General features: G+C 39.5%; 20 protein-coding genes and 2 pseudogenes. 4 read left to right on the plus strand and 18 right to left on the minus strand.

Going from position 1 to position 23,581, the window contains the following annotated elements; translation table 11 throughout:
• Nucleotides 1-31: 31 nt before the first annotated feature.
• Nucleotides 32-265, minus strand: coding sequence for a linear amide C-N hydrolase (locus ACPBEH_RS06645; protein WP_424348658.1), 234 nt, complete (start codon nucleotides 263-265; stop codon nucleotides 32-34).
• A gap of 270 nt (nucleotides 266-535) precedes the next feature.
• Between ACPBEH_RS06645 and ACPBEH_RS06650 the strand changes: the two genes are divergently transcribed.
• Nucleotides 536-1,180: a DUF1361 domain-containing protein gene (locus tag ACPBEH_RS06650; RefSeq protein WP_424348659.1), complete on the plus strand. Its 645-nt coding sequence runs from the start codon at nucleotides 536-538 to the stop codon at nucleotides 1,178-1,180.
• 220 nt (nucleotides 1,181-1,400) lie between these two features.
• Here ACPBEH_RS06650 and ACPBEH_RS06655 read toward each other — a convergent pair whose 3' ends face one another.
• The 11 genes and pseudogenes from ACPBEH_RS06655 to ACPBEH_RS06705 form a co-directional block, all read right to left on the minus strand.
• Nucleotides 1,401-2,006, minus strand: a complete 606-nt coding sequence (locus ACPBEH_RS06655; protein ID WP_424350059.1) for an IS30 family transposase — start codon at nucleotides 2,004-2,006, stop codon at nucleotides 1,401-1,403.
• Between the two features lie 12 nt (nucleotides 2,007-2,018).
• Entirely contained in the window at nucleotides 2,019-2,288 is a 270-nt protein-coding gene (locus tag ACPBEH_RS06660; RefSeq protein ID WP_424348660.1) for a helix-turn-helix domain-containing protein, read from the minus strand.
• Nucleotides 2,289-2,549: 261 nt separating this feature from the next.
• Complete coding sequence (locus tag ACPBEH_RS06665) at nucleotides 2,550-5,927, minus strand: BspA family leucine-rich repeat surface protein (protein WP_424348661.1); 3,378 nt, start codon at nucleotides 5,925-5,927, stop codon at nucleotides 2,550-2,552.
• Nucleotides 5,928-6,737: 810 nt separating this feature from the next.
• Nucleotides 6,738-7,406: pseudogene (locus ACPBEH_RS06670) on the minus strand (FGGY-family carbohydrate kinase); the annotation flags it as partial.
• Between the two features lie 182 nt (nucleotides 7,407-7,588).
• Nucleotides 7,589-8,125: a DUF308 domain-containing protein gene (locus ACPBEH_RS06675; protein ID WP_016264496.1), complete on the minus strand. Its 537-nt coding sequence runs from the start codon at nucleotides 8,123-8,125 to the stop codon at nucleotides 7,589-7,591.
• Nucleotides 8,126-8,159: 34 nt separating this feature from the next.
• Complete coding sequence (locus ACPBEH_RS06680) at nucleotides 8,160-10,283, minus strand: AAA family ATPase (RefSeq protein WP_424348662.1); 2,124 nt, start codon at nucleotides 10,281-10,283, stop codon at nucleotides 8,160-8,162.
• 436 nt (nucleotides 10,284-10,719) lie between these two features.
• Nucleotides 10,720-12,060: an MFS transporter gene (locus ACPBEH_RS06685; RefSeq protein WP_424348664.1), complete on the minus strand. Its 1,341-nt coding sequence runs from the start codon at nucleotides 12,058-12,060 to the stop codon at nucleotides 10,720-10,722.
• A gap of 67 nt (nucleotides 12,061-12,127) precedes the next feature.
• Nucleotides 12,128-12,637: a flavodoxin gene (locus ACPBEH_RS06690; protein ID WP_424348665.1), complete on the minus strand. Its 510-nt coding sequence runs from the start codon at nucleotides 12,635-12,637 to the stop codon at nucleotides 12,128-12,130.
• A 15-nt stretch (nucleotides 12,638-12,652) separates the two neighbouring features.
• Nucleotides 12,653-13,273, minus strand: a complete 621-nt coding sequence (locus tag ACPBEH_RS06695; RefSeq protein ID WP_424348666.1) for an NAD(P)H-binding protein — start codon at nucleotides 13,271-13,273, stop codon at nucleotides 12,653-12,655.
• 23 nt (nucleotides 13,274-13,296) lie between these two features.
• A pseudogene (locus tag ACPBEH_RS06700) lies at nucleotides 13,297-14,040 on the minus strand (SDR family oxidoreductase).
• Nucleotides 14,040-14,906: an aldo/keto reductase gene (locus ACPBEH_RS06705; RefSeq protein WP_424350060.1), complete on the minus strand. Its 867-nt coding sequence runs from the start codon at nucleotides 14,904-14,906 to the stop codon at nucleotides 14,040-14,042. The pseudogene ACPBEH_RS06700 and the gene ACPBEH_RS06705 overlap by 1 nt, the downstream one beginning before the upstream one ends.
• A gap of 115 nt (nucleotides 14,907-15,021) precedes the next feature.
• Between ACPBEH_RS06705 and ACPBEH_RS06710 the strand changes: the two genes are divergently transcribed.
• Nucleotides 15,022-15,882 (plus strand): LysR family transcriptional regulator, encoded by an 861-nt coding sequence (locus ACPBEH_RS06710; protein ID WP_424348667.1) that lies wholly within the window; start codon nucleotides 15,022-15,024, stop codon nucleotides 15,880-15,882.
• A gap of 74 nt (nucleotides 15,883-15,956) precedes the next feature.
• Nucleotides 15,957-16,922, plus strand: coding sequence for a zinc-binding dehydrogenase (locus ACPBEH_RS06715; RefSeq protein WP_424348668.1), 966 nt, complete (start codon nucleotides 15,957-15,959; stop codon nucleotides 16,920-16,922).
• Between the two features lie 342 nt (nucleotides 16,923-17,264).
• Here the strand turns inward: ACPBEH_RS06715 and ACPBEH_RS06720 are convergent, their stop codons facing one another.
• The 5 genes from ACPBEH_RS06720 to ACPBEH_RS06740 form a co-directional block, all read right to left on the minus strand.
• Nucleotides 17,265-18,371 carry a low temperature requirement protein A gene (locus ACPBEH_RS06720; protein WP_424348669.1) on the minus strand — a complete coding sequence of 369 codons (1,107 nt, stop codon included), beginning with the start codon at nucleotides 18,369-18,371 and terminating at the stop codon, nucleotides 17,265-17,267.
• A 128-nt stretch (nucleotides 18,372-18,499) separates the two neighbouring features.
• Entirely contained in the window at nucleotides 18,500-19,429 is a 930-nt protein-coding gene (locus tag ACPBEH_RS06725) for an IS30 family transposase (protein WP_424348670.1), read from the minus strand.
• A gap of 131 nt (nucleotides 19,430-19,560) precedes the next feature.
• Complete coding sequence (locus ACPBEH_RS06730) at nucleotides 19,561-20,097, minus strand: DapH/DapD/GlmU-related protein (RefSeq protein ID WP_424348671.1); 537 nt, start codon at nucleotides 20,095-20,097, stop codon at nucleotides 19,561-19,563.
• A gap of 14 nt (nucleotides 20,098-20,111) precedes the next feature.
• Nucleotides 20,112-20,759, minus strand: coding sequence for an NAD(P)H-binding protein (locus tag ACPBEH_RS06735; RefSeq protein ID WP_424348672.1), 648 nt, complete (start codon nucleotides 20,757-20,759; stop codon nucleotides 20,112-20,114).
• Nucleotides 20,760-20,782: 23 nt separating this feature from the next.
• On the minus strand, nucleotides 20,783-21,529 hold the full coding sequence (locus tag ACPBEH_RS06740) for an SDR family oxidoreductase (protein WP_424348673.1): 747 nt from the start codon (nucleotides 21,527-21,529) through the stop codon (nucleotides 20,783-20,785).
• Between the two features lie 141 nt (nucleotides 21,530-21,670).
• Between ACPBEH_RS06740 and ACPBEH_RS06745 the strand changes: the two genes are divergently transcribed.
• Entirely contained in the window at nucleotides 21,671-22,543 is an 873-nt protein-coding gene (locus tag ACPBEH_RS06745; protein ID WP_424348674.1) for a LysR family transcriptional regulator, read from the plus strand.
• A 346-nt stretch (nucleotides 22,544-22,889) separates the two neighbouring features.
• On the opposite strand, the gene ACPBEH_RS06750 is transcribed toward ACPBEH_RS06745, so the two are convergent.
• Complete coding sequence (locus ACPBEH_RS06750) at nucleotides 22,890-23,579, minus strand: 2,3-diphosphoglycerate-dependent phosphoglycerate mutase (protein WP_016264477.1); 690 nt, start codon at nucleotides 23,577-23,579, stop codon at nucleotides 22,890-22,892.
• Nucleotides 23,580-23,581: the final 2 nt, after the last annotated feature.

Genomic DNA, 23,581 nt, shown 5'->3' on the forward strand with positions numbered 1-23,581 from the left:
GGTTAAATTAGTTTGATAAACATGACGGTTATCATAATTGACCATATAATATGGCTAAATTATTAAGCCCGCTGATGCCTTGATATTGGGTATAATCTGAACTGCCACCTGAACCGATATTAACACCTTTTGGAATTGTGACGTTATCTAAGATATGCAAAATATGGTTAACACCTTCAGACACGTTATTGGCTTCTGGCATATATTGTCGACTATAAGCAGCTCGCACAAACCGATCTGGTGGCGTATAACTTCTGGGTAACATTTGTGCCCCCTTACGCCTTGATCACTCTCAATAATGCGAACATCGTCCAAATCAGCGGCAACTTCTTCTAAAATTTGATGATTCCCTAAAACCCATACAGTAAATTCTTCAGCTACCATCAACCGTTGAGTAAGTGAGACTTGTACACATTACCATTTAAAAAATAAATAACATATTGATAATTAATTGGCTTTTAATTAAAGTTTAACGTTTTAAACGCTAATTTCACGCTATACTATTAATATTTAGAAAAAACGGGAGGTGTTTCATTTGTCCAAAAAAGTTCTGACGATTCATGCTATTATCCTGCTCTTTTTCGCGTTGATTTTACTCTATCAAAGTCGGTTTGCCTTCTTAATTTGGAACATCATTTTAGCGCTAGTACCGTTTGATCTGAGTTTACTTTGTCGGTTATTTAAAACCAGTCGTTGGCGCTACTTAATCGCAGCGATTTGGCTCCTCTTTTTCCCCAACGCGCTCTATATGATTACTGATTTCAGTCACCTGTCATCCATTGGGGTTGCCTTGAGTACCGCCTTCCAATTTGTGGAATACGCGATCTTAGCTGGTGGAGTTTTTATCGGTGTCACCTTAGGACTGACAAGTCTCTTCATCCTTTACCCACTGTTTATCCCCAACCCTCAACGCCTCATTAATCAAACCGTGGCCTTCGGTATTTTGAGTGTTTGTTCCTCCGTTGCCATTTATATTGGCCGCTTTTTACGGATTAACTCCTGGGACGTTTTCTACCAATTGCACACAACGATTTCAAGCGTGTTTAATATCTTGAACCAATCTGATTTTTGGATTTTCGTCGTTGCATTTTCGGTTCTACAACTGATATTGATGTTAATGGGCTACCAGTTACAGCTACTGTTAAATCAAGTTTCAAATGAATATTCTAAAAATAAGTGACGTCACTATTAGGTCAATATTGATACTGGTACCACTTATAAAATAACTTAGTAATCGTAATCTAAGTATCTACTAATTTTACAAATTATATAAGTATATCTTCCATAAACATTGATAGAAATTTTCTAAACTAAAAAAGCGGCTGTGACATAAGTCTCAAAAATAAGCGGTAGTCGAATGAATCGTAAGATTCGTTTGGCTACCGCTTTTACGTTATAATTTAAGCATCATTCAGCGGATCCATATCCTCCGTTTTAGGTAAATATTCTCGAATTAAACCATTTGTATTCTCACTTGTACCTCTTTGCCATGGGGCATGCGGATTGGGAAAATAAAATTCTGCCTTGAATTCGCTAGTGATTTGACTATTCTTTGAAAACTCTTTACCCCTATCCGGGGTAATTGTTTTTATCTTATTTTGAGGTAATCCTTTTAATAATTTTGTAATAGCTCGAGTAACTGGTTCAGAGCTCTTTTTGTTGGCTTTACCAATTAAAGTATATCTAAACTTTCTATCGACCATTGTAACGACGCAAGAACGACCCGTTTTACCAGCCACTGTATCTGGTTCCCAATGTCCAATTTCTAGACGATTATTGGCTTTTGCAGGTCGTTCATTGATTAAGTTTGTAATTCTAATCTTACCACGAGTTTCTTTAAAGTTTTTAGAATGCCTAGTTTTACCACGATGCCGCAACTGTCTGATAACCCCACGATTACCACGGCCTAATGGTGATTCATCAAATAAACCCGCATAAATCCCTCTATAAATGGTGGTAGGGCTGATTGAGATATTGAAATTTTCTAAACGTAACCTGGCAGAAATTTCTTCCGGCGACTATTGAAAATCTAAGAATAAGTGTTTAACAATTTTTAGTACCTCATCATTACTTAAGACGGCCTTACGGCCGCAGTTTATTTTACAATTCTTATAACGTTTATGAGCTTTAGAAGGAGAGTATATCGTTTTATTTCGCTTCAGTTCTCTCGAAACTGTTGCCGAACTTCTTTGAATTTTGTCAGCAATATTATTAATTGAGAGATCGTCGTGTCTCATAATATAGATATTTTCTCTTTCTTCTATGGTAAGATGATGGTATGAACTCATAATTAGTTTCCTCCAGTGGCTGTCTTTATAAGCACCATTTTACAGGATTTTAATTATGAGTTTTTTTGTTGCACTTAAAGTGTAAATTCAAGTCATAAAAAGGGCCCCAATAAGTTAGATTTTAATATCTAACTTATTGGGGCTCTTCAGGTAGATTTTGTCTTCACTCTGAAAGTTATGTTATACAAACATAACTTGTAACCCAATTCAACAATTAATGCGGCTATTAAGTTAAAATATGCTTCTGCGATCAGAATTCTTTTACGGCCCGACTGATAATGACCATGTTAGTTTGGTATGATATCGTCCAACGTATCGTTTAGTAGTTACTGGTACATTGAGACCGATACTGTAATCTGCACTTTGCTGGTCACCAAACCGGTAAGCCCAACTGCCACGTCCAACTTGGGTATACGGATTATTACTATCACTAGTATCAGGATTGTCAGTTTGAAAATGACCACTTTTAGTCATAGTCATTAACGTTGTCCGTTCGCCAGGAGCCAAAGTAAAGCGGTCAATATTAGTAGTCACAGTACTAGCAACAGAATTCGCTAATGTTTGAACATTACCATTCGAAAATTCCCATTTGGCACCTGTTAATTCATGGTTACATTCATCAATAAACGGATGCGCTTGGCTCAATTGTAGTTCCCAATTTTGAACGCCATAATTATCCATTACCGTGACAGTTTGGGGGTGTCCATGATTGTTGTTTAAATAATACGTTCGTTCAGATTGCTTCGTATTATATTCCCCAAAATTCCAACTATCTGGTGCATTAATTGTCAACATTGCTTTCTTATAACCGTACGTTATCATCCGATCTTGGTCGCTAAATTGAGGGTCGTCACGATAGGCCTTCTCCCAGTTAGCACTGTTTAAATTACTATCTTCAGTGACCGAATAAATTGTATAACCATCAATTAACTTTGGAGCAACTTTTTGATTGCCTAACACAGTTGATAAGGTCTTCCCGGTCAGCCCTTTAGCAGTAACCATTGAGGCAATTCGGGTGGGCTCAGCATTGGGTTGACTTAGATCTTCATCTAAAGCGACATACCGAATCGTCAGTTGGTGTTCAGTTTTAGTGACCCTCATGTCAACTGTATTTGAAATAACTGGCTTAGTAACATTATCAGCACTGATCGTAGCACAATTGTGTAAGACTGTGCCGGTAGTAACTAACGGATTAACTATGGCAGAAAATGTAACTGAAACAGATTCATTACTTGCCAACGCTCTAGTCAAAGTTAAAACACCATTCTTTACAAATTGTGCTTCTACAGCAGCACTAATTGTTTCAGTCGTACCATCTTGATAGGTGACGGTTAACGAATTAGGTTTGTAAGTCAATTCATTATTTCTTAGTGGGTCTCTGAAAACCATCGAATGGTTCGTTGTCCCCGTTGTATTTTGATAATCTAATTTAAAGCCAAGTTGATCATTTGGACCAACATCTTGTTCAACGGCCCAATCGGTTTTAGTCGTTTCATTTTTAACTGATTTAGTCAGAGTCGTCGGTTTAATAATATGCACAACTGCAGTATTGGAAGTCGTACCAGCACCATAATTGCCACTCAATAATGTAATCCTATTATCAATTTGAGTGGTACTATCATCACTAATCCGTGTAGTAATGACAAATTGTACCGTCATTCCAACTTCTGCTGTTTTCCCTAGCGTAATTTTACCATCGGGTTCAAATGGAATGACTTGTGCACCACCCCAGATACCATTGGATAAATAATTAACCGTTAACAGGGTCTCGGCGGATGATAAATGGGCATAATCCAATATATCTTGGAAGACTGCGCCACGATCAAGCTTTTGGCCGGTCGGTTGCGTAACAGTAATCTGATATTGAATTTTGTCCCCCGTTTTACCGGTTGTTTCTGTTTTAAATGGCGAACTGGAACCATCATTCGTCACATTCCGAACTAGTTTCTCAATCGTTGGTGGCGTAGAAATGGCCCAGTAATAATCACCAACTGGCACCTTGATGCCATCATATTGTGCCATCAACTCTGCAGATGTATAAGTATAACCTACTGGATTATCGGTAACATCATGCCGTTGCCACTTACCGTAATAAGGTGTCTCAGTACTAGGATTTGGCAGTGCTGGCCGGCTAGTATCTGTCACTAGAAATTTAAATTTTGGTCCTAATCGAATATGCGATAAATCCTTGTCACCGTTAAACATTAAATTCATATCAGTCACTTGACTTGTGTCCCAATTTGTAAAGTAAGCTCGGACCAAGCTGGTCATTCTTGAAAACATATATCGCATATCAGTAACCTTAGCCGTATTCCAGTTAGCCATATTCAATTCAATAACCCCTGTATTTGCAAACAAACTGTACATGTTAGTAACATTATCTGTCTTCCAATTACTAACATCTAATTGGGTTATTCCATGACAAGAACTGAAAGTAGAATCTAGGGTAGTTACATTGCTTGTATTCCATTGACTAACATCCAATTGTTTTAAACTAGAGCAATTTGCAAATGTACTGTTCACAGTGGTTACATTTTTCGTGTCCCAGTTAGAGACATTTAACGCAGTTAATTTTGAATCTTGCGTAAAAGTACTATTCAAATCAGTCACGTTACCTGTGTCCCAATTAGAAACATCCAATGTCGTTAAATTCTTATCATTAGAAAAAGTCGCATTTAAATTAGCAACTTGCCTTGTATCCCAGTTTTTAACGTTCAAACTTACAATTCCTGAGGAAGCGAAAGTATTAGATAGTGTTGTAACCTTTGATACATCCCAATTTGCTACATCTAATTTTTGTAATGCGCTACATCCAAAGAATGTATTGGACATATTTGTCACTTGGCTGGTATTCCAATTAGTCGTATTTAAATCGGATAAATTAGTGCACCCCATAAACCACCCTCCAAGTGACGTGATTTTGCTAATATTCCAATTGGTTGTGTCCCCAACGGAACGTAGCTTATCACAATTGAAAAACATCGAATTAACAGTTAATGTTTCGGAAAAATCTATCGCAGTTGCATCAATACTTGTTAAATTTTTGTCACGGCTAAAGAAGTTGTCATAGTGGGTTACACCCTTCAGATAAGGCATCCCCTCAACTGTTGTTAAATTAGGTATCCCGACCCCGCCACCATCAAAGAGTCCAGTAACATCTTTTGCCTGGATTTCGCCACCAAATGTTACTGACTTAATGTCACCAAGATGTTCCCATCCCCTCAATCGCCACGGAATGTCATTTGGTAGTTTATCTGGAAAAATGCCGCTAGAAAAATGCAAATTGCCTACATTAGGATCCAATGTCCAGATAACTGATCCAATATTGCCTGTTAGCATATTGCGAGCCTCAGTATAGGGAGACGTTTTCAATTGAGATTTACTACTAGTAGTCTGTTCGTACAATGAATCCTGTTTAACCGATTGCCTATTATTAGTTGAAGTACTTTGTTGCAAAATACTATTTGATTGTTTCGTCGGCAATGAGCTGGAAACAGCTTCTTGAACCACTTTTGTAACCTTTGATGAAGAAGTGCCAGAAGTCGTTGCAACTGCACTTACATTTGTTGCTGCAATGACTGGTGACATTATGGATATGACTATCATCAATAACATAAATATATTTTGAAATTTTTTCAAAAAAATCACCACCTTATCATTACAATTTGATTTAAACATAACATTAAATATACTGATAATTTTATTTAAAATTCAAATATAGATTTAAGTTTCGAATAGTGATTACTATCGATTATGGTTGAGGTAGATTACAAATTTACCACATACTGATAAGATATAAGAAAAAGACTTTAGCATTTAACGTATTGTAAAATCTAACACGGAAAGATTTAGAGGTATAACATGATGAACAGTAAGGTTTTTAAGTTCAATGCTGCAAATGTAACTATCCAATTTTTAATTGTACTAATATTGCGTAATTCGTTAAAAAGTACAATTCCTAATCATTTTTCATTTAATGGAACACCTGATAGTTATTTGCATGGAGCAAATCTCCCTCTAATACTTGGAACAATAGTTTTAATTAACTTATTTGGATATTTTATTTATTTACTACCATTAAGAACCATACTCTCACCTAGATTGACTAGACTTTTATACCAAACTAAGAGTGCTCTTTCGATTTGGCTATATGCGTTTTCTTGGAGTGTAATCCCATTCTTTTTTATGGACAGTAATAGGCTACTTGAGTATTTCATTTTTTCAATAAATATATTGCTCGTAATCTCCTGCTTAGTCATTATTGTTAAAAATTTAGTTGTTGGACAGTAAAATGTGCAAATCGTTGATTGGAAGATATCTTATTTTTAATGATTGACTGAATGTGTAAGTGCTATATTAAAATCATTACGAAGGTTAAATTGAACATAAACAACCATCTTCCATACTGAATTTTGTGATATCATTTTAAAAATGCGGTAGTTTTAAGTATTAAAAAGGCTCATCAGTCTCGGCCCCCGACGAAGTCATCATCGGAAGGTCAGTATATTTTCGTCGATAATTAACTAACTCGTGCGTAATTTCTTTAGTATTTGGGTAAATCTTTTTGTATATCTCATGTAACTTTTGATACTTTTTCACATTTTCCTGATTTGGCAAAAAGACTTCTTTGAAGTGTACAAAAACTTTTGTGCACTCAGAAATGTTTTCAAACCAACCAAGACCAACAGTCGCTAACATTGCAGCTCCGAGACCGGGTCCTTGTTCGTTCTTCAAAGAAACCACTTTAGTATTAAAAATATTAGCTTGGATTTGTTGCCATAATGCACTTTTAGCCCCACCACCAATGGAAATTACCGTGTCAAATTGACTACCTTTAGCTTCAAATTCATCCATTAAATCTCGAAATGAGAAAACAATGCCTTCCAAAACTGCTCGAACAAAATCATGACGCTGCTGAATACCATCAATACCAATAAAGCTTCCTCGAATATTGGCATCCGCATATGGTGCCCGCTCACCAACAATATATGGTGCAAATAGCAAACTATTTGCGCCAACATTAGAATTAGAGGCACTTTCGACGACTGATGTAAAATCTTCATCATTTGCAAACGTCTTTTTGAACCAACTTAATGAAAACCCCGCAGCAAGTGTCTGAAGGGCTCTAAAAAAGTTAGACAAAATCTAACTTTCTCGGAGTCCTTTTTATGCCTTGAATTATCAAATTAAGTTGCAAAAAATAAATTCAACAAATTAAAAATGGGTTGTAGAAGTCTAGTAAATTACTAAACTCCTACAACCCAACTTTGTCTTTACTAATTACACTAAATACTAACCCCTTACTTTTGCCAAGCTAAGTAATGCGCGACTTTAAAGATACCAAGGACGACCAAAATGGCGCCTAGTAACGTCCACAGCATAACTGCCCCGTAGAGCGGTGTCATCAGAAGAATTATCCCTGCAACAATACTCAAGACTGCAGAGAATATCGTCCAACCCTTAGAAACTGCTAAGCGCACTGTTCCCAATTCCACAAAGCCTTCTACCAACCACGTGATTCCTACAAAAATCCCGACTAGTAGGAATAAGTAGGTTGCGCTAGCAGCTAAATTAACGCATACAAAGATCCCAACAATGAGATACAAAAGGCCTAAGAGCAAGTGCCCTAGTCGAACCCATGTATTTTCATCAACTTCTTTAAAAATAGAAAGGATGTCGAACAGCCCGATAATGATAAAAACGACACCCACCATCACCGTGACACCCATGGCTGATTGCCCGGGTAAAAACAGGATTAATAGACCCAATATTAAGGACAATAAGCCATTCACACCAGTTGCTTGGCGTAACTTATTCGAAATATTCTTTGATAACATCTTGAGGACTTCTTCCGTAAAAAATTTTCAATCTTTAGTTTTCAGAGTCGACCGCTTGAATGACAATCTGATCATCAACTAAATCTGCCTTTAAGTCTTTGACATCTGCATGATCGAGGTAAAAATCAGTGACCTTATCTCTGATTTGTTGTTCAATAACCCGTCTTAATGGACGAGCCCCCATTGCCTCATCGTAGCCTTCTTCCATCAACCAATCCTTAGCTTCTTTTGAAACAACTAAGGTTAATTCTTTTTTAGCTAATGTTTGTTCAACGTTGGTTAACATTAAATCCACAATTTGTGACAAGTCAGCTTTCGTTAAATGCGTAAATTCAACAATCCCGTTAAACCGGTTTAAGAATTCTGGTCTGAAGTATGGTGCTAACTTATCTAATAACTTAGCATCTTCTTGGTCGTTCATGGTTAATTTTTCATTACCAAAACCGGCATTAGATGTCGCGATAATCACCGTGTTCTTAAAGTCGATCACGTTCCCTTGACCATCCGTTAAGCGACCATCGTCCATCACTTGTAGTAACAATGTTAAAACTTGTGGATCAGCTTTTTCAATTTCATCAAACAAGACAATTGAATATGGGTTACGACGAACGCGTTCGGTTAAGGTATTGGAATTATCGTCATAGCCAACATAGCCGGCTGTCGTCCCAATCAATTTAGAAACGGCTGTCCGGTCAGCATATTCACTCATATCCAAACGGATAATCGCTTCTTTGTTACCAAACATATCTAAGGCTAATTGTTTTGCTAATTCAGTTTTCCCAACCCCAGTTGGACCAACAAATAAGAAACTGCCAATTGGTTGGTTGCCTTCAGAAAAACCTGCCCGATTTCTGCGAATTGCGCGTGCTACCATTTCAACAGCTTCATCTTGACCAATGACCTTATCTTTTAACCGTTGACCTAAGTTCTTCAAGCGTTGAATATCATTGCTCCCCATTTTAGCAACTGGAATCCCAGTTAATCTTTCAACAGATTGCGCAATATCATCAACAGTCGCAATCATTACGGCCGCATGCTGATGATTATTTTCTAATTGCGTCTTAATCTTCTCAATCCTTACTTTTAAATCTTCAGCAGCTTGATAATTCTCCGCCTCGACAGCTTCGGCTTTATCCACTTCTAACTGTTTAAGTTCAGCTGCCAATTTAGCTTTATCTGTTTCTGGCCGTTTAGCTGCTAAATGGGCGGCGGTCATATCTAATAAATCGATTGCCTTATCTGGCAACGTCCGTTGTGGAATATATTGAACAGAATAGTCAACAGCCGCTTTCAAAACATCATCTGGTAGTTCAATGTGATGGTGTTTTTCGTACAAACCTTTAATTCCTTGCAAGATTTTAACCGTATCTGCTGCGCTAGGTTCATTCACCAGCACATCGTTAAACCGTCTTGCTAACGCGGCATTTTTCAAAATAGTATTGCGATATTCATCTTGCGTTGTCGCACCGATGACCGTCAATTCACCACGTGATAAAGCTGGCTTGATAATATCAGCTAACCCTTTGCCGCCATCTTCGCCACCGGTTGAACCTATCCCTAAAATCTGATGAATTTCATCGAAAAAGAGAATGACGTTCCCGGCTGCTTTTACTTCTTTAATTAAATTTTTGATATTTTCTTCAAACGAGCCCCGATATTGTGTCCCGGCTTCTAGTGATGACAAATCGATTGAGTAGATTTCTTTATCTTTAATGGTTTCAGGCACTTTTCCAGCCACAATTTCTTGTGCTAATCCTTCAACCACTGCAGTCTTCCCAACACCTGCATCACCAACTAGAATTGGATTATTTTTAGTCCGGCGACTTAATATTTCGGCTGTTTCTTGGATTTCATTATACCGGCCGATGACAGGATCTAATAAACCATCCCGTGCTTCCTGTGTTAAGTTCCGACCTAATTTTTCAAGAATGCCACCTTTTTTAAGAGCATGTTCACCATTTTGCTTAATTTCAATTTCTTTTTCTCGATTAGGTAATTTACCAGTTGCCCGATACTGAGCAAACTCATCCGGTGATAATTCTCGTCCGTTAATCACATATCGCGCTGACTCTGAATTACCCATTCTTCTGAAAACTTGATTGAAGATATCATCCATATCATTATTAAAAAAAGGATCATTTCCGTACATATTTGCCATACAACTGCACCTCCATTATATTAAACATTAAATGACTAGTGGCTATCTTATCAATAACCTAATCATTTTGCTTATGGTTCTATTATAACACTTTTTAGCACTCGAGCAAGAAAAGTGCTACGAAGTTTTAGTGATTAACTATCTTCAAAGTTGATGGGTAGTGCATAACTTCACTAAATAGGCACACTCGGTATTACTTTTTAGTGTACAAATTTAGCATAGCCACTTTTAAGCAAAAAAATAGGCTAGCCTATTTAAATAATCTTATTAAACGTGATTTTTTAAAACGGATTCCTACGCATAGCTACAATCCACACTCTGCTATTCAAACGTGGCATAAACAAATTTCTACCAGTGACTGTGATGTTCGCTCACATCAATCCCAACCATAAGAACACTAAAGTATACGCAAAAGAATTAACCTTAACTGCGATTTCTAAGCAATCTTTTTCAAAGTTGGAACAATCAATCCAATAACGGCAATCAATGCTGCAATTAATAGTGCTGTAGCAGTTAGCATTGCCAGATGATAGCTTGCGGGTTGAGACTTAACCGTTGCCGAAACGGCGACCACCAATGCCATCCCAATGGAACCGCCAATTTGATGCACCATATTGACGACTCCTGAAGCAGCCCCTGAATCTTCGGGTAATGTATTCGCTACACCTGCCACGGTCAAAGGACTCAGCGTTAAGCCTTGCCCGATTCCCATTAATATCATTGGTAAGGCAATTCCAACTGTATAACCAACTTGTGCCGAGAAAAAGCTAATTGCAAACATCCCAATAATTGTGAGTGTAATCCCAACAATCAACAGTTGCGTATTACCAAAACGATCAGCTAATTTTGCGACTTGGACGGCCACAACAAAACTAACAATCGTTAATGGAAAGAAACCTAATCCAGCTTGCAGCGGTGTGAAGTGAAGCTGCGTTTGCATGATTTGCGGTGTTAAAAACCACATGCTCATCATCGCACCCAGATAAAAGAAACGCGCAATGTAGCCACCCAATCGTTCACGATTGGCGAACAACCGTAGCGGCATCATGGGTTGTTTGGTCCGTGCTTCATGCCAGATAAACCCTACAATCGCAATAACTGCTACAACCAAGGCGATTAAGCGTCCTTGATCCCCGACTAAACTGTAAACAAGTGCTGTCATCCCAATAATTGAGGCAATTGAACCCACAATATCCAACTTCTTTAACTGTCTTGTTTGATCTGTTGGAATAAATTTTGCCGTTAAAATTAACATGATAATGGCAATCGGTACATTGATGAAAAAGCCGTCGCGCCATGACATTAAGCTAGCGAAAAGACCACCAATGACTAGTCCAATGCTAGCACCAATCCCAGACGTTGCACCATATGCCACGATTGCGCGCGTTCGTTCTTTACCAGAAAAACTATCCATCAATAGTGCTAGGGATGTTGGTGCCAAAATGGCCGATCCAATCCCCTGAAATGCACGGGCTAAAACAATTACCATCATACTGCCAGCCAAACCAACCAATAATGAGCCGATGGCGAAGATGACAAGGCCAATCGAAAAAATCCGTTTACGACCAATAATGTCACCGATACTACCACCTAATAGTAATAACCCACCAAACGTTAGTGAGTAAGCATTCGATACCCATGATAAGGCAGCTTGACTCAAGTTAAGTTCCGCTGCAATTTTAACCGTCCCTGTAAATATAATTGAATTATCCAATAAAATCATAAAATAACTAATCAGGATAATTGCCAAAATAATCCCTTTATTTTCTTTTCTCATCTCTTAGTACCCTCTTTCGAGCCATAATAAAAGACCGCCCCGTTAAACTGAGACAGTCTTATACTGATTAGCCGATTTTTTGTAACCAAGCCGTCACTTCTTTAGCGACGGTTTCTTTAACTGTGTCTTCAATTGCTAGTAACTGACCGTTAATTTCTTCTCCACCGGCGATCGATAAGATTGGTAACACGACTGCATCACCGACAGCGGCCTTAATCTGTGTAACCATTTGACCGGCCCCGTAACCACCGTGCGTATTAAACGGGATGATTGTTTTGTCAGTAAAATCGTACATTGCTAGAAACGTCATCACTGCTTGGGGCAGTGCCATATTCCATGTTGGCGCGCCGATAAAGATGCGGTCGTACTTTTCAAAATCTGGAATCGTTGTTTTTAATGTTGGTAACTGATTTGCCAGTTGTTCACGAGCATTCAGATCAACTTCAGCGCGATAGTTCGTAGGCCGCTTTTCCTGCGTTTCAAGCGCCACTAAATCACCGCCGACTTGGTCGTGAATCAACTCAGCAACCGCCTGTGTATTACCTGTACGCGAATAATAAACGATTAATGTTTTCAAATAACGACCTCCTGACTAATAAAAATCTGGTTTTACTTTATTTTCTGATCCAGGTTCCCATAACCCAATACTTGCACGAACATCATTTCTTTTACCAGTCAAATTATCAACGACGAATTGAGCGATAGCATAACGACTAATCTGAGCGCCTAAGAATGGTTCACCTTTAGGACTAGCCACATAATCAGTTCGGTTGGCATTATACAACCAAGTCATGCGCATATAAGTGTAGTCGAGATCACTCGCTTCAAGGGCTTCATTCCCGCGATGTTGCGCTACTGAGCCACCCATCATTTTGCTATTCCAAGTGGCAAAAGGTTCTGCCACTTCGCCATAGACACTTAAGACGCCGGCTTGGATAATCCGTTTAACGCCGGTTTCATGCATTGCTTCAATCACAAGTTTAGTAATTGCTAAATTATCAAAGTTCATATAAATTGCATCTTGATTTTGCATGACTTCGATTAAGTCGTCAAGCCGGCTCGCATCACCGGAGACCTTCGTCACATTGTCATAAGGTAAACTAGCGGCATCGCGCCCAAAAAGTGTCACCTTTAAAGCGGATTCTGCTTGTAAACGGGGTATTAAAATCGCTGGAATTTGTCCACCGGCTCCAATAATTAATACGTTGGTCATGAGTGTTTCCTCCAATAGTTAAATTAACTAATTTGATTTGTTGGTCTAATAATGACTTCATTCCACGCCGCATCGGCGGGTAAATCAATCGCTTGTTTGATGGTTAATGCCACCCGATCGGCTGAAATCGCGAATGAATCATAGAATTGCGTCATCCCCTCTTTAACCTGCGGATCTGTGACAGATGAAAGTAGTTCGGTATTCACGGCGCCTGGTGAAACAACGGTCACGCGCACATTATTCTGTGCTGCTGCCATTTCTTGACGTAATGATTCACTAATCGCTTGCACCGCAAACTTAGTCGCTGAATAGACAGCACTATTTTGATGCGCAATATGGCCGGCAATTGATGAAACATTAATAATTTGGCCAGATTGTTGGTGCGTCATATAAGGTAATGCCGCACCAATCCCATATAGAGTACCTTTAATATTGATGTCGATCATGTTATCCCAGTCAGCAATCCGTTTGTCCGCTAACGGTGACTGTGGCATGATGCCTGCACTATTAATCCAAACATCAATTCGGCCAAATGCTTGCATCGCTAATTGTGCTAAAGCCTCTACTTGCGCGACGTCGGTCACATCTGTCATACAGTAAACTGCCTGTCCGCCTATTTTTTCGACTTCACTTTTTAATGCCTTGAGACGTTCTTCACGACGGGCACCTAATACTAATCTAACACCATCTTATGCTAATAATTTAGCTGTTGCTTCACCCATGCCACTTGATGCACCAGTGATGACCACTACTTTTGTTTCTGTCATTATTTGTTCTCCTTTAGAGCCGCTAAGCTCGTCCCAAAAATTTGTTCGATTGCTGCTGGATCACGGTGATCGAAGAATTGGCTTTCACCTTTGTCCAAATCATTCATCGTTGCCATTTCAGCTGTGGTTAATTCAAAATCAAAGACATTGATATTTTCGGCCATCCGATTTTGGTGCACAGACTTCGGAATCACCACAATGCCGCGTTGAAGTAACCATCTTAAGATCACTTGTCCGTTTGATTTACCATAACGACTACCAATTGCGGCAATTCGGTCATCAGTAAAGATATTGTGTTTACCTTCTGCAAATGGTGCCCAAGCTTCAACTTGAATCTCTTCCGCTTGTGCAAAAGCCACTTCTGAATGTTCTTGATACCAAGGATTAACTTCAATTTGGTTAATTACTGGTTTCACATCTGTTGATAAGATTAAATTTTTAAGTTGATCGGCATAGAAATTAGAAACGCCGATTGCGCGAATCTTGCCGGCTTTGTATGCTTCTTCTAGAGCCCGCCATGCCCCAATCACATCGCCGAATGGTTGGTGAAGTAAATAGAGGTCTAAATAATCAACCCCTAAGTTTTGAAGTGATTGATCAATCCCCTTTTTAGCACGTTCATAGCTGGCATCTGATACCCAAAGTTTCGAAGTAATGAATAGCTCTTCGCGCGCCACGCCGCTGCGTTTAATGGCCCGGCCAACTGCGGCTTCATTATGGTAGGCTGCCGCTGTATCAATCAAACGGTACCCTGATGCAATCGCATCAACCACTGCTTGTTCACATTCTGCTAAATCCGTCATTTGAAAAACACCAAAACCTAATTGTGGCATTTGTACGCCATTGTTTAATTGCACCATATCCATCATTGATAACCTCTTTTTCTAATTGATGACTTTAGTATAGTGCGCAGTGGCTCACTTGAAAATTACTTAAAAAACATGCTAGTATACATTAAACGTATACTAAGGAGAACAGCGAATGTTAGATTACTATTTATTAGAACAATTGACGACTTTCGCCAAGACTGGCACCCTCACGAAAACTGCTGCTGCTTTGAACATCACCCAGCCATCCGTCACACGCGGCATGCAAAAGTTGGAGGAGGATTTTGGTGTCCAGCTGTTTGACCGTCAGGCTAATCGCATTAAGCTGACACCAACAGGTGAGCTTGCCGCTCGAGAAGCTGAACAACTTTTGACAGCTAGCCAAACGATGCTGACTAAAATTCAAAATTTCGACCGCGGTCAGCACTTTACGATAATTGGCGCAACGATTCCCGGACCGCTAACCCTTGTGCCTAACCGTGATGATGTGCAAATCGCTAAAACATTTATTGCGGTCGATCAAATTAGTAATACGCTAAAAACAGACCAGGTTGCCCTAATCTTTTCAGATCAAGAAATCCTTGATACGACCATCGAATCTCAATACCTTGGTCAAGAACAGCTTCAAATTAATCTCGATCAATTCACGACGTTTGCTAGCCAATCAACCGTTAGCTTTCAAGATTTAGCCGGCATGAGTTTCGTTGTCATGCGCGCAATCGGTCCCTGGAGCGATATGATTAAACAAGATATTCCCAACGCGCAATTTATGTATCAAGACGACCGCGCCGCCTTTATTGAGATTATCAAACATTCAAGTCTACCGTTTTTCACTTCCAACCTCTCACAAAAGGATGCTTTCTTCAACGAACTATCACCACATCAATTAGACCGAATCACAGTCCCGATTAGTGATGAACAGGCCAAGATGCCAATTTATATCAACTATTTAAAGAAACAAAAACACCAACTATCACCGCTCATTGATGCAATCAGCGCAAACTGGCCTGAATAATCACCTGTGTGAATTAATAAACAAAAGCTTTAGAATGACATTAACTATTATATGTACATTGGAGGAAATTCTTGATGAAAGCAATCGTTGTCTCAAAGGCTGGTGGACCAGAAGTTCTCACATACACCGACGTTCCAAAACCAACAATTAAGTCAGGCTGGTCACTCGTTAAAGTGATGGGTTTTGGCATTAATCGCTCCGAAATTTTCACGCGGGAAGGCAAGTCTCCCTCGGTTCAATTCCCCAGAATCCTCGGCATTGAGGCTGTTGGGATGATTGCTGAATCTTCCGATCCGGAACAACTGCCGGTTGGTCAAAAAGTGATTTCAATTATGGGCGAGATGGGCCGCGCCTTTGACGGTAGCTATGCTGAATACGTCTTACTACCCAATGAACAAATCTATCCGGTTGAATCGACTTTAAGTTGGGCTAATCTCGCCGCGATTCCCGAAACCTTCTATATAGCCTTCGGAATTTTCAAAAGTTTACAGATTACTAAAAGCGACCATATTTTAGTCAGAGCAGCTACTAGCGGTGTCGGCATCGCAGTGATGAAATTAATTAAAGGATATGCTGCCAGTATCTCCGTAACTGGGACCACGCGCTCTGCAAATAAATCTGATCAATTATTAGCAGCGGGCTTTGATGATGTACTCGTCACCCCCGCACCTAACACCTTGCCAAATGAAGCCGGCCAATTCGATAAAATCGCTGACCTCATCGGCCCCGCCGCTACCCGCGATTCATTACAACATCTAAATGAGTACGGGATTTTGAGTGCCAACGGCGAGCTTGGTGGCGTTTGGACGATCGATGCTTTAGACCCCATTATCGATATTCCGAATAATCGCTATCTAACTGGCTTTTATTCTGGCGATGTTTCTAGCAGCAAGATGCAGGAAATGTTAGCCTTTATCGAGAAATATCATATTGATGTGACCCCCGCACGAGTTTTCAATCTCGCACAAATTCAAGCCGCCCATCAATACCTCCAGAGCCAACACAGTTTTGGTAAGGTAGTTGTAACCCTCAATCAATAGAAAGACACACTTCCTTGTACCTGGTTCTCGCTTCAAGTGGCGATAGTGCTGAAAGTGGCCCAATTGAAAATAGCTATTAAAAACCAATCAAATCTAGTCGAAGCGCCCTAGTAGCGCCCTAACGTGTCATTTTTAAACAAAAAAATAGGCTAGTCCTTTGCGGGACTAGCCTATTTAAGTAAACTTATTAAACGTGCTTTTTAAAGAGAGTTCGACGGCTATGACCGAGATTAAATTACCAAGTCTATATTGATTTATTAGTTTGCTTTTCAACTTATCCATGCCTAAGTTCATCTCGATGTTTAATAGTACTTCACTCATCATAATTATAATAATGTTGATCTATTTATCCAACACACGCGATTGTTGGACCATTGTATACGCCGACATAAAAGCATTACTGAAAGTCATCAACGCCGTAACAGCAACCGTTATTTCAAACCGCCGAAATACAACACAAACCCCCAAACCAATCACCATCGTGATAATATGTGTGACCAACACAATTGGCTTTTTCTGTAATTGACGCTTATTGTAAGCATCTGACAAGAAAATACCAAGATAAAACACAGCAATCCCAGCGTATAACAAACAGTTCGCAAATAACGCATCAAAATGAGAGTCGTTAATAAACCGAAACCCAATCGTCACCAAACTAATACCGAATAAAATCGGATAGTGTAGATAAATTAATCTAACACCGGATTCATTTTCACGATGCTCATCAATCCAATGGTCAAACTGCGTAATATACGTCATAAACAGCATGCAAATCGTTACAAAAATCAGCCCTGAGAATAGCGTCACTTTCTTCAATTCGAAATACGGTGCAATATTAATAATCACTTCTCCAAAAGCAATGATGCTCAAAGCCGTCAGCCGTTCCAATAAATGTGGAAAATTAATTGGCCGATCTTTCATACGATTGGTGAATACAGCGGGTAATATCCAGCCAGACAAAATTGCAATCACTGCTACGATTAAACCATAACGCAAGGGTAAGATAGTAGCGGCAAGTAACAGACTCGCACGCAACGATAAAATATAAATAAATATCTGATTAATCTGACGGTTAATTGGATCAGTTGTTTGCCGATTCGTCAACCAATATTGTAAAACCAACGTCACTGTCAGCAAACCTGCCGCCATTACTACAGGTCTAAACGCCTCTAATGACGGTTCAATATTGCTCGACATGAACAAAATAATTCCCATATCGACCATAAAAAATAATAAGTTTGGAATGGAATTACGCCCATACCGATTCGTATAAACAGTCTGAACCATCCATGTATTGATGAAGACAATCATCAATAACACAAACAGCGTAAACTCTATTCCAAAATGAGTCGTTGTTGTATGATGTAATATCTCAGTAATTTTAGAAATGGCGTAAACAAAGACTAGATCATAAAATAATTCGGTTAATTCAACTTTTTTTGGTTTCATGCTATCCCTCTCCCACGGTGTTTATTATGATTGATTATACCGATTTTAAATCGGCAATACCATTAATCATTCTAACTAAAACAAAAGCCAGTCCAATAATTGGGCTGGCTTTTAGGTAGATTGCAAATTTAATCCGAATTTTTCGACAAATTAGTCAGCATTACCTGGTAGGGTGTTTGCCAGTTGAGTATTTTAAGTGGTCTCTGGTTAATTTCGAGCAGCGTAGTGGTTAGTTCATGAGCACTGACGTGCTCAAAACAAGTTCCTTTTGGATAGAAATAACGTAAGTGTCGATTAAATCGTTCATTACTACCACGTTCAGCTGGACTATAAGCATGGCAATAATAAGTCTTAATCCCATATTGCGGTTCAAAAGAACCAAGACCGCTAAATTCAGTCCCACGATCAACGGTCAAACTGTGCACAGTTCCTTTAAAGGTTGCTAGAAAATTATCCAGTGCACCATTTACAGCAGCTACTGATCGTTCTTTTAGTGGGTAAGCCCATAGGAATCGTGATTTACGATCGACTAAAGTTAATAAGGCCGCCTTACTGCGTCCACGAGGACCAACAATTGTATCCATTTCAAAATCACCGATTCGGTTACGATGGTTAATGACTGGTGGTCGTTGTTCAATTGACGACCCCAGAGATTGGTTATATTTTGAACGTTGGTCGCTTTTACGCCGTTGGCGCAAACCATGTTCAGATAGCTCACTTAAGGGGAAGTCTATCTGTCCATGATTTAACCAATTATAGATAGATTTAGTCGCTAAATTAAATTCATGCGCAATAGATTCTGGTGGCCAGCTTAAACGTAGGTGGTTCAGGATTAATTGTTTCAAAGTGGCGGTCAACTTAGTTTTGCGGCCGCACTGAGCCCGTTTACGTTCTGTATCTGCTTGTGCCAGTTCAGCTTGATAAGGATGACAACGCGATAATTCGTATGAAATAGTCGCTGGTGAACGGTTTAACAGATTGGCCATTTCAATATTGGATAGTTCTAACTCACAGAAAGTTTCAATTTTAATTCGTTCAGAATAGGTTATACTAGACAAAAGATCAGCTCCTAAAAAATGGGTTTGTGGTAAACACCATTTTAAAGGAAGCTGATCTTTTTTGTCCGAACAGCGTTCGGATTAATTTTACAATCTACCTTTAGTTAATATTTATTTCGTTCAGGGATTTGTTAAACGTGATCGCCAATTATCCGAGCGGGGATACCGGCAACCGTTGTGTCGGCTGGCACATCATGTGTCACCACTGCACCGGCCGCGACAATTGCATTTTTACCAACTGTCACACCAGGAAGAATAGTACTGTTGGCACCCAACCAAGCATTTTTTTCAATTGCGACCGGGTTTAATTCAACGTCATGTCGGTATTGAGCTTCTTTTGGATGATTGACACTGATAATCGTGACGTTCGGCCCGACTAAAACATAATCCGCAATTGTAATTCCGCCTAAATCGACCAACATCAAATTACTATTAATAAAAACATGCCGACCAATAACCGTGTTGGCACCATAGTCAGTCCTAAAGGGTAACCGAATTTCAGTAGTTGTACTAATTGATTGGTTCAAGATTTCACCAACCATTTCGCGAACGATTAATTGTTTCGCACAGCCGGTATTGAGTTGTTGCACCAAGTTCTGATTACGTTCGATAATCCGATTTAGCTGTTGAAATTCATCTGTTTCTCGACTGATATAATTACTTGCCAAACTATCATACTCCTTTAAGCCAACCAAGAAGGTTGGTCGCCATCAGTGCCCGGTTTATTGAGTCCGATACTATCGTTTTGATATTGATCTGGATTTTTTAAAATAGTCACAACAAAATCAGCGACGCTTTGACGAGAAACCTCAGTCCCTTTAAATAATTCATTTTTGTGTGTTAATTCATAATTAATTTCATCATTATCTGTTAACCAAGCTGGTCGAATTTGTGTCGTTACAACGGCTGATGTTTGTTCAATCAATTTAGCAGCCGCTCTGAATCCTGGCAAGAAGTCTGCAATGGCTTGTTCGTTCCATTCACCAAAGCGCCCAGGTACTTCATGTTCAGCACCCAAGGCGCTGTAAAAGACTAAGCGTTTGCGGCTAGTTGCCTCCATCGCTTCTAAAATCCCTTGGGTTGCCTCGCCTAACTGTACGCCACCAATATTGGAGTAAACAACATCAATATTACGCATGGCATTTTGTAGCTTATCCATCTCTTGCACATCACCATCAATAATTGTTACCCGTTGTTGATTCGCATAGCGCGCTAAGCGTTGACTGTTACGTAAATATAGAACTAATTGATCATCAGTTTCTGATAATAAGCGGCCGATGACAATTTGGGCTGTTTTCCCATTTGCACCTAAAATTAAGATTCTTTGCATTTCAGTTTCCTCTTTTCAGTTGATTACCATGGTTGTGCAGTAGGTCCGATGGTAAATTCGTTGACGTTTGTATCTTCTGGTTGGTCGATAGCAAATGCAATTACATTCGCTACGCGATCTGGTGAAATGCCATATTGTTCATACAAAGCCGTCATTCCAGCTGCTGCATCATCAGACGTAATTGTGTCTAACAATTCAGTATTAATCGCTGCTGGATAAATCGTGGCAGTTCGGATATTATTGCCTTCTAATGCTGATTCCATCCGCAAGGTTTCCATTAAATCACGGACCGCCCATTTAGTGGCACCATAGACAGCGCCACCGGGATAGGCTTTTAGTCCGGCGATAGATGATGTTGCGATAATGTGTCCTGATTTTTGAGCAATGAAAGTTGGCAAGATAGCTGCAATTCCGTGTAAGACACCTTTGATATTGACGTCAATCATTTGATCCCATTCTTTAGTTTTAAGTTCAGACATATTTGAACTTGGCATTAAGCCAGCATTCAAGAAAATGACATCAACGCGTCCAAATGTTTCTTTAGCAAGTGATACTAAACGTTCACTATCTTCTGGTTTTGTAACATCAGTTACAGCATAGGTTGCTTGTCCATTTTCAGCTTCAATCTCAGCAACTAACGCTTGTAGTTTACTTTCACGACGAGCACCTAATACTACTTTAGCGCCTTTTTGGGCAAGTAACTTGGCAGTTGCTTCACCAATTCCTGAAGAGGCACCAGTAATCACAACGACTTTATCTTTAATTGACATTTTAAAATCTCCTTTGGTTGTTTTATTCATTATTGGTTCGAATCAATGTTCTTATCTTACGACCATTGACTTGCTATGTCGAATACCAATACAAAATAGATAGGTATGTTAAAATAACATATTAGAACGGGAGGTCTTCATATGGACATTCAAACATTGAAATATTTCGTGGCTATTGTCGAAGAAGGGACGATTTCGGCAGCCGCCAAGCTATTGCACACTTCACAACCATCCTTATCACGACAAATTATGGCACTAGAAGAAGAACTTTCAACAACCCTCTTTAACCGTGGCAACCGTACGATTACCTTGACCGAAAGTGGCGAGCTACTATACAAACGTGCCAAGGAATTAATTACCTTATTTGCTCGGATCAAGCCTGAAATTCATGAAACAAGCCAAATTACTGGCGACTTATACATCGGTGCTGGCGAAAGCATCGGTATTCAAATCATCGCTAAAGTCATCAAGAAAATCACCGCGGAACATCATGACGTTCGCGTTCATTTTTATAGTGGCAATGCAGAAGACCTCGACTATAAAATGCAAAATGGCATTCTCGACTTCGCAGTTGTCCTCAACACCGCCAGTAGTAAATATGATTTTTTACAACTACCTGCCAAAGATACCTGGGGGATTCTCATGCAGGCCAGCGACCCACTAGCGCAATATGATGCCATCACACCACGATTGCTCACCGGGCGTAAACTTATTCTATCGAGTCAGGCAGAAGCACGTAAGAACCTAGCACTTTGGTTTGGTAAGCCAATCGAACCACAACAAATCATCGGGACGTACAATCTCATTTTCAATGCATCGCTACTCGTTCAAGAAGGGCTCGGACTTGCAATCGGTATTGATCATTTAGTTTCACCAACCGACGAAAACCAACTTGTTTTTCGCCCACTCGCTAATTATGAAAACACGAGCCTCAATATCATCTGGAAACCCGATCGAGAACGATCATCAATTGCTGAACTCTTCTTGAATGAATTAAAACAGGTAATCAATTAGCTTCAAATCAAAAGAAATATATTTTTTCTTTAAAATCAATTGCCAAAAACAACACCGCACTTAACTTCGATCAGTGGCGATAGTGATGAAAGTGGCCCAATTGAAAATAGCTATTAAAACCATCAAATTTAGTCGAAGTGCCCTAGTGGTGCCCTAACGTGTCATTTTTATGCGAAAAAAATAGGCTAGTCCTTTGCGGGACTAGCCTATTTGAGTAAGCGAAAACGTGCTTCTTCGAACTGCCTTTTCCGGTTAACTACAAAATAGGTGTTATGGCCAAAACCGCCATAACACCTATTTTTAGGTTAATCCTCAAAGCCAACCCGTTCGAATCAGCACTCTTGAATTAGTTTAATTTCTTCTTGCTTACTACGTTTAAGTTTTCATCTAAATCATAAACAACTGGTTCGCCTGTTGCCATTTCAACATCCATGATGTCTTCATCAGAGATGTTTTCAATGTATTTTGTTAAGGCGCGTAGTGAGTTACCGTGCGCTGCAACAATGATGTTTTGGCCGTCGATTAATTTTGGAGCAATTTCGTCTTCCCAGAATGGGATAACACGTTCCAAAGTAACCTTCAAGTTTTCGCCACCAGGAATAGCTTTTGGATCTAAGTGTGCGTAACGACGGTCGTTTGCTGCTGAACCTTCGTCATTTGCATCCAATAGTGGAGGAAGTGTATCGTATGAACGACGCCATACGTGCACTTGTTCGTCGCCCCATTTTTCAGCTGCTTCAGCTTTGTTTTGGCCTTGTAATGCACCATAATGACGTTCGTTTAAGCGCCATGATTTTGTTTCAGGAATCCATAATTGATCTGAACCTTCAAGTGCATAGTGTAATGTCTTGATGGCACGAGTCAATACTGATGTGTAAGCTTGGTCAAAAAGGATGCCTTCTTTTTTCAATAAAGCACCAGCGTTTTGAGCTTGGCGTACGCCTTCTTCGCTTAAGTTAACATCAACCCAACCTGTAAATTGGTTTGATAAGTTCCATTCACTTTGTCCGTGACGAATAAAAACTAATTTAGCCATGT

Source organism: Latilactobacillus parasakei (genome assembly GCF_049674265.1).
In the GTDB taxonomy this organism is placed as follows: Bacteria; Bacillota; Bacilli; order Lactobacillales; family Lactobacillaceae; genus Latilactobacillus; species Latilactobacillus sakei.